Origin of the sequence: Limnohabitans sp. (assembly GCF_031539175.1) — a bacterium.
Lineage (GTDB): Bacteria > Pseudomonadota > Gammaproteobacteria > Burkholderiales > Burkholderiaceae_C > Limnohabitans.
In genome coordinates, this window is the sequence record NZ_JAVKLQ010000011.1 from 1 (window position 1) to 6,075 (window position 6,075).

General features: G+C 54.7%; 4 protein-coding genes. 3 read left to right on the forward strand and 1 reads right to left on the reverse strand.

Annotated features, from left to right (window positions below):
* Positions 1–306: 306 nt before the first annotated feature.
* From gmd to RMS95_RS02515, 3 genes are read left to right on the forward strand one after another with little or no spacing between them, the layout of a single operon-like run.
* Entirely contained in the window at positions 307–1,437 is a 1,131-nt protein-coding gene (gmd, locus tag RMS95_RS02505; RefSeq protein WP_310643296.1) for a GDP-mannose 4,6-dehydratase, read from the forward strand.
* A 3-nt stretch (positions 1,438–1,440) separates the two neighbouring features.
* Entirely contained in the window at positions 1,441–2,376 is a 936-nt protein-coding gene (locus tag RMS95_RS02510; protein ID WP_310643297.1) for a GDP-L-fucose synthase, read from the forward strand.
* 8 nt (positions 2,377–2,384) lie between these two features.
* A complete protein-coding gene (locus RMS95_RS02515) occupies positions 2,385–3,812 on the forward strand; it encodes a mannose-1-phosphate guanylyltransferase/mannose-6-phosphate isomerase (RefSeq protein WP_310643299.1) in 1,428 nt (475 codons plus the stop codon).
* Positions 3,813–3,875: 63 nt separating this feature from the next.
* Here RMS95_RS02515 and RMS95_RS02520 read toward each other — a convergent pair.
* Positions 3,876–6,075 (reverse strand): beta strand repeat-containing protein (locus RMS95_RS02520; RefSeq protein ID WP_405023350.1); only part of this gene is annotated, 2,200 nt, incomplete at its 5' end.

A 6,075-nucleotide genomic window follows, 5' to 3' on the forward strand; every position in this document is an offset into this window, starting at 1 on the left:
ACCGTGACGGATGAGGAATTGACTATGATTGAAAACCGATTGAATCATCGCCCCAGAAAGCGACTAGGATTCAAGACACCTCACGAGGTATTCCATGCCTCGTTAAAGCGTGTTGCACTTCGTCCTTGAATCCGCCAATTATTATTTAGCTTGTATATCACCATAATTTTCCGTGAGCATAGTGAAAACTTAAATTTACTCAACAAAATTTCAGTCCTCTCTGACCCACTCTGTAAATGACAAAAGCCTTAGAATTTCGTATGTGATTGTTATAAATCGTTGGCCATATATTTTACAAATCTCAACATGCAAACCGCCCAAAAAGTAGCCCTCATCACCGGCATCACCGGCCAAGACGGCTCCTACCTCGCCGAGTTCCTTTTAGAAAAAGGCTACATCGTCCATGGCATCAAGCGTCGTGCGTCGTTGTTCAATACCGACCGTATTGATCACATCTACCAAGACCCGCATGCCAACAACAAAAACCTGCATCTGCACTACGGTGATTTGTCGGACAGCAGCAATCTCACCCGCATCATTCAGCAGGTGCAGCCTGACGAGATTTACAACCTAGGTGCACAAAGCCACGTGGCAGTGTCTTTTGAGGCACCCGAATACACCGCCGATGTAGACGGCATGGGCACGCTGCGCTTGCTCGAGGCCATTCGCTTTTTGGGGTTGGAGAAAAAAACTCGCTTCTACCAAGCCTCCACGTCCGAGCTGTATGGTTTGGTGCAAGAAAAGCCGCAAAGGGAAACCACCCCTTTCTACCCACGCAGCCCTTACGCGGTGGCCAAGCTCTACGCTTACTGGATCACGGTGAACTACCGCGAGGCGTATGGCATGTTCGCGTGCAACGGTATTTTGTTCAACCACGAGAGCCCGCGCCGAGGCGAAACCTTCGTCACCCGCAAGATCACCCGCGGCATGGCCAATATTGCGCAGGGCCTAGACAGCTGCCTGTACATGGGCAATATGGACGCGCTGCGCGACTGGGGCCACGCCAAAGACTACGTGCGCATGCAATGGATGATGTTGCAACAAGACACACCGCAAGACTACGTCATTGCCACCGGCGTGCAATATTCGGTGCGTCAGTTCATCACCAAAACCGCGAATGAACTGGGTGTCACCCTCGCCTTCACAGGCGAAGGTGTGAACGAGGTGGCCACCGTGGCCAGGATTGAAGGCTCTGATGCGCCAGGTTTGGCAGTAGGCCAAGTGGTGGTGCGTGTCGACCCCCGCTACTTCCGCCCCACCGAAGTCGAAACTTTGCAGGGTGACCCCAGCAAAGCCAAGGCCGACTTGGGCTGGGTGCCTGAAATCACCCTGGACGAGATGGTCAAAGAAATGGTGGCCAACGACTTGAGCAAGGCCAAGCAACATGCCTTACTGAAGAAACACGGTTTCAACGTATCCGTCGGCATCGAACACTAAGCCATGAACTTGGACGCCAAGATTTATGTCGCTGGCCACCGTGGCATGGTGGGATCAGCCATCGTGCGCCGCCTGGAGGCAGATGGTTATCAGCACATCCTCACTCGCACACACGCCGAGCTGGACCTGACGCGACAAACCGAAGTCGAAGCTTTTCTGAAAACCGAAAAACCTGACTTTTTGTTCATCGCCGCAGCGAAGGTGGGCGGCATTCACGCCAACAACACTTACCGCGCCGACTTCATCTACCAAAACCTGATGATGGAGGCCAACCTGATTCAAGGGGCGTATGCGGCGGGCATCCACGATCTGATGTTTTTGGGCTCCAGCTGCATTTACCCACGCAATTGCCCGCAGCCGATCAAAGAAGAATATTTATTGACGGGGCCGTTAGAGCAAACCAACGAGCCTTATGCCTTGGCCAAGATTGCAGGCATCAAGCTGTGCGAGAGCTTCAACGCGCAATACGGCACGCGCTACACCAGCGTGATGCCCACCAACCTCTATGGCCCCGGCGACAACTACGACTTGCAAAACAGCCATGTGCTGCCCGCGCTGATTCGCAAGGCGCACGAAGCCAAACTGCGCGGCGACGCCGAATATGTGGTGTGGGGCAGCGGCAACCCCATGCGCGAGTTTTTGTATGTCGACGATTTGGCCGATGCCTGCGTGCAACTGATGACCGCCGGTTACCACGGCCCCTTGCTCAACATTGGCACAGGCGTGGATGTGACCATTCGCGAACTGGCCGAGCAGGTGATGCAAGTGGTGGGCTTTGAAGGCCGCATGGTGTTTGACAGCACCAAGCCCGACGGCACGCCGCGCAAGCTGCTAGACGTGTCAGCCGCCGCCGCCCAAGGCTGGCGGGCCAAGGTGGCGTTGGCTGATGGCATCAAGCTGGCGTACCAAGACTTTTTGAAAATCCACACTCAAACCTAAGGCTCTACATGACGGCCTCTCGATTAATTCCTGTCATCTTGTCAGGCGGTAGCGGCTCACGCCTATGGCCGCTGTCTCGCTCATTGCGCCCCAAACAATTCTTAGGCGTGACCGAAGATGCCTCGCTGTTTCAGCTGACGCTGCAGCGCTTGCAGGGCATCACGGCAGACGCAATGCGGCCCATCGTGGTGGCCAACCACGAGCACCGGTTTTTGGTGGGCGAGCAGTGCCGCGAGGCAGGGGTGGAGCCACTCAGCATCTTGCTAGAGCCGGTGGCGCGCAACACCGCGCCAGCCATTGCGGTGGCAGCGTTGGCGGCGCTTGCCACGGGGGCCGACCCCGTGTTGCTGGTGCTGCCGTCGGACCACACGTTTGCCAATGTGCCGGCCTTCCACCACGCGGTGCGTGTGGGGCTGAAGGCGGCAGAGGGCGGCGCGTTGGTGACGTTTGGCATTGTGCCCACGCATGCCGAGACGGGTTATGGCTACGTCAAAGCCAGCATGGCGCTGGACGCGAATGCGGCTGTGCCGGTGCAGCAGTTTGTTGAAAAGCCCGACCTCGCCACGGCGCAGGCTTACTTAAAAGACAGCAGCTACACCTGGAACAGCGGCATGTTCATGTTCAAAGCGTCGGTGTTTTTAGAGGAGTTGGGCAAGGCCAACCCCGCCATGCTGCAAGCCTGCCTAGGCGCATGGAACAACGCACAAAAAGACCTTGAATTTGTGCGCTTGGACCAAGAAGCCTTTGCCAGCAGCCCCTCCGACAGCGTGGACTACGCCGTGATGGAGAAAACCAGCAAAGCCGTGGTGGTGCCGCTAGACGCAGGCTGGAACGACGTGGGCGCATGGTCTGCCGTGTGGCAAGTGTTGCCGCAAGACGCGCAAGGCAACGCCACCCGAGGCGACGTGCTGTTGGAAGGCACCAAGAACAGCTATGTGCATGCCGACAGCCGCTTGGTCGCGCTGATTGGCGTGGAAGATTTGGTGGTGGTCGAGACCTCAGACGCCGTGCTGGTGGCCCACAAAGACAAAGCCCAAGACGTGAAGAAGGTGGTGGACCGCCTGAAAGCCCAAAAGCGCCCCGAGGTGGACCAGCACCGCGAGGTGTTCAGGCCGTGGGGCAGCTACGACTCGGTGGACAGTGGCGGGCGTTTTCAGGTCAAACGCATCAAGGTCAAGCCCGGTGCGAAGCTGTCGCTGCAAATGCACCACCACCGCGCCGAGCATTGGGTGGTGGTGTCGGGCACAGCGCTGGTGCGTTTGGGTGATGAGAGCAAACTGGTGACAGAAAACGAGTCGGTCTACATCCCCGTGGGCGTGAAGCACGCGCTAGAAAACCCAGGCAAGGTGGCGCTGCATTTGATTGAGGTGCAGTCGGGTTCTTACCTTGGCGAGGACGACATTGTGCGGTTTGAAGATTTGTACGGACGCATATAGAACCACAGAGAAAGCCAAATCCACGCGGAACCTGACTTTCTCCATTAGTCCTCAAATCATCCCTTAGATTCGACTAATCAAACTAAAGATTTGAGTTGGAGTGAGTGCACCAATTTGTGTGCTGCTCAAGGCTCCAACTTGCGAACTGGTCAGCGCTGACATCATCGATGTTGTCAGCGATTGCACTTGCTCGGTCGTCAATTTACCAACTTGTGTCGACGTCAAAGCATTCAACTCGGTGGTGGTCAAGGAGCGGAGCTGGGTAGTTGTCAAAGCTTGCACCTGATCGGTCGTCAAGGCTTGGACCTCGCCCGTGGTCAAGGCACGCAACAAACTTGTACTCATCACAGCCACCGTCGACGTGCCGATCGCTTGCAAGGCATCGGTCCGCATTGCTTGAATTTGCGCAGTACTCAAGATGTTGATTTGACTGCTATCCAAAGCACCCACTTGACCAGAACTCAACACAGCAATGTCCTGAACTTCAATTTCACGAATCTGGTCAGTGGTCAGCAATGCAACCTTGGTCGATGACAAAGCCACAAAGTCTGCTGTTTCCAGCGCTTTGATCTGCGTAGAACCCAAAGTCTTCAAGGTATCTGTACTCAAGGCATCCACTTGCGCTGTTGTCAGTGCCTTGATTTGAGCGCCAGACAATGCATTCACAGCCGAGCTGGTCATGACGTTAATCTGATCCGTTCCCAATGTCGGCAAGACACTCAAGCTCAAGCCTTGGGCTTGTACGCTGGTCAGCAAAGCCACCATGTTTGTTGTCATAGCTGCCACACTGGCATTAGACATAGCGCCCAGCTGACTGCTACTCAAGCCAGCCACACCTGTCGTACCCAAAGCAACCACTTGCGCAGTCGTTAATACTTTGGCTTGCGCATTCGTCAGGGCATTGATTTGATCAGTGCCCAAAGCGGTGACCTGCGTACTGCTCAAGTTAGATATCACGGCATTGGTCAGATAAGGTACCTGCGATGTAGTCAAAGCATGCAACTGGTCGGTGGTCAATGATGACACCACCGTATTGGTCAACCCTTGTACTTGGGTCGTTGTCAACTGAACCACACGGTCCGTCGTGATCGCTTGCAACTGTGTAGATGACATCGCCTGCAATTGGGTACCCGTGAGCGCCCGAACATTGGAAGAACTCAAAGACACAATATTAGCGGTGGTCAGCACGTTGATTTGATCGTTACTCAGAGCAGCCAGCTGAAGGGTAGTCAACGCATCTACTTTTCCAGTGGTCAAGCCAGCAATGACATCACGCGTTAACGATTGCACTTGGGACGTACTGAATTTAGCAATGTCCATGCTCAGCACTTGTGTACTGGTCAAGGCTGCTACGTCAGTATTTTCTAGCGACTGCAATTGCGTCGAAGTCAATGATGCAACTTGCGTGGTCGTCAAACCACCAACCTGATCTTCCGTCAAGGCCACCACCTGTGCCGTTGTTAACTTATTGACAAGCGTCAAGTTGCTCACTTGAGAGGATGTCAGCGCAGCAATGTCTGCAGTTTCTATGGCTCGCAACTGGCTTGAGCTGAGCGCGTTGAGTTGATCCGTACTCAAACCACTCATTTGCGCTGTAGTCAATGCTTGAAGTTGTGCAGTACCCAACTCTTTAAAACTGCTCGTGCCAATGGCACCCAATTGACTGTTCGTCAAAGCAGCAATATCGGTCGTTTCCATGCTAGTCAGTTGCGTAGAGGTCAAGGCTGCCACTTGATCGGTGGTCAAACCAGCCACTTCAGCAGTGGTCAAGGCTTGCACCTGCGTTGTCAACAAGTTTTGCACTTGGTCTGTCGTCAGGCTGGCGACTTGCGACGTATCCAAAGATTGCAACTGGGTGCTGGTCAACTTTTGCAGCTGAGTGTTGGTCAAGCTCTGCATCTGTACGCTGGTCAGGCTACGCAGTTGTGCGCCCGACAAGCTGCTCACTTGCACCGTCGTCAAGCCCGACACATTGGTCGTGCTCAAGGCAGACAACTGCGCCGTCGTCAAACCACTCAGCGCTGTTGTAGTGATCGATTGCAACTTGCTGCTGCTGATCGCGTTCAGTTGCGACGAGGTCAAGGCACCCACTTGCGTGGCACTCAACACGCTCAGCACCGAGGTTGACAAAGCCGCAGCTTGGTCAGTTGTCATCCCTGCAATCTTTGTAGCATTGATGCTGCCCACTTGAGACGTCTTCAACGCACCCACTTGGGTGGTCGTCAACGCTGCAACTTGACCCGCGCTGAAGGCCACAAAGTCT

What these genes read in the sequence shown, in the direction of transcription:
- RMS95_RS02510 (WP_310643297.1), top strand. Translation starts at nt 1,441, where the DNA reads ATGAACTTGGACGCCAAGATTTATGTCGCTGGCCACCGTGGCATGGTG.
- RMS95_RS02515 (WP_310643299.1), top strand. Translation starts at nt 2,385, where the DNA reads ATGACGGCCTCTCGATTAATTCCTGTCATCTTGTCAGGCGGTAGCGGC.
- gmd (WP_310643296.1), top strand. Translation starts at nt 307, where the DNA reads ATGCAAACCGCCCAAAAAGTAGCCCTCATCACCGGCATCACCGGCCAA.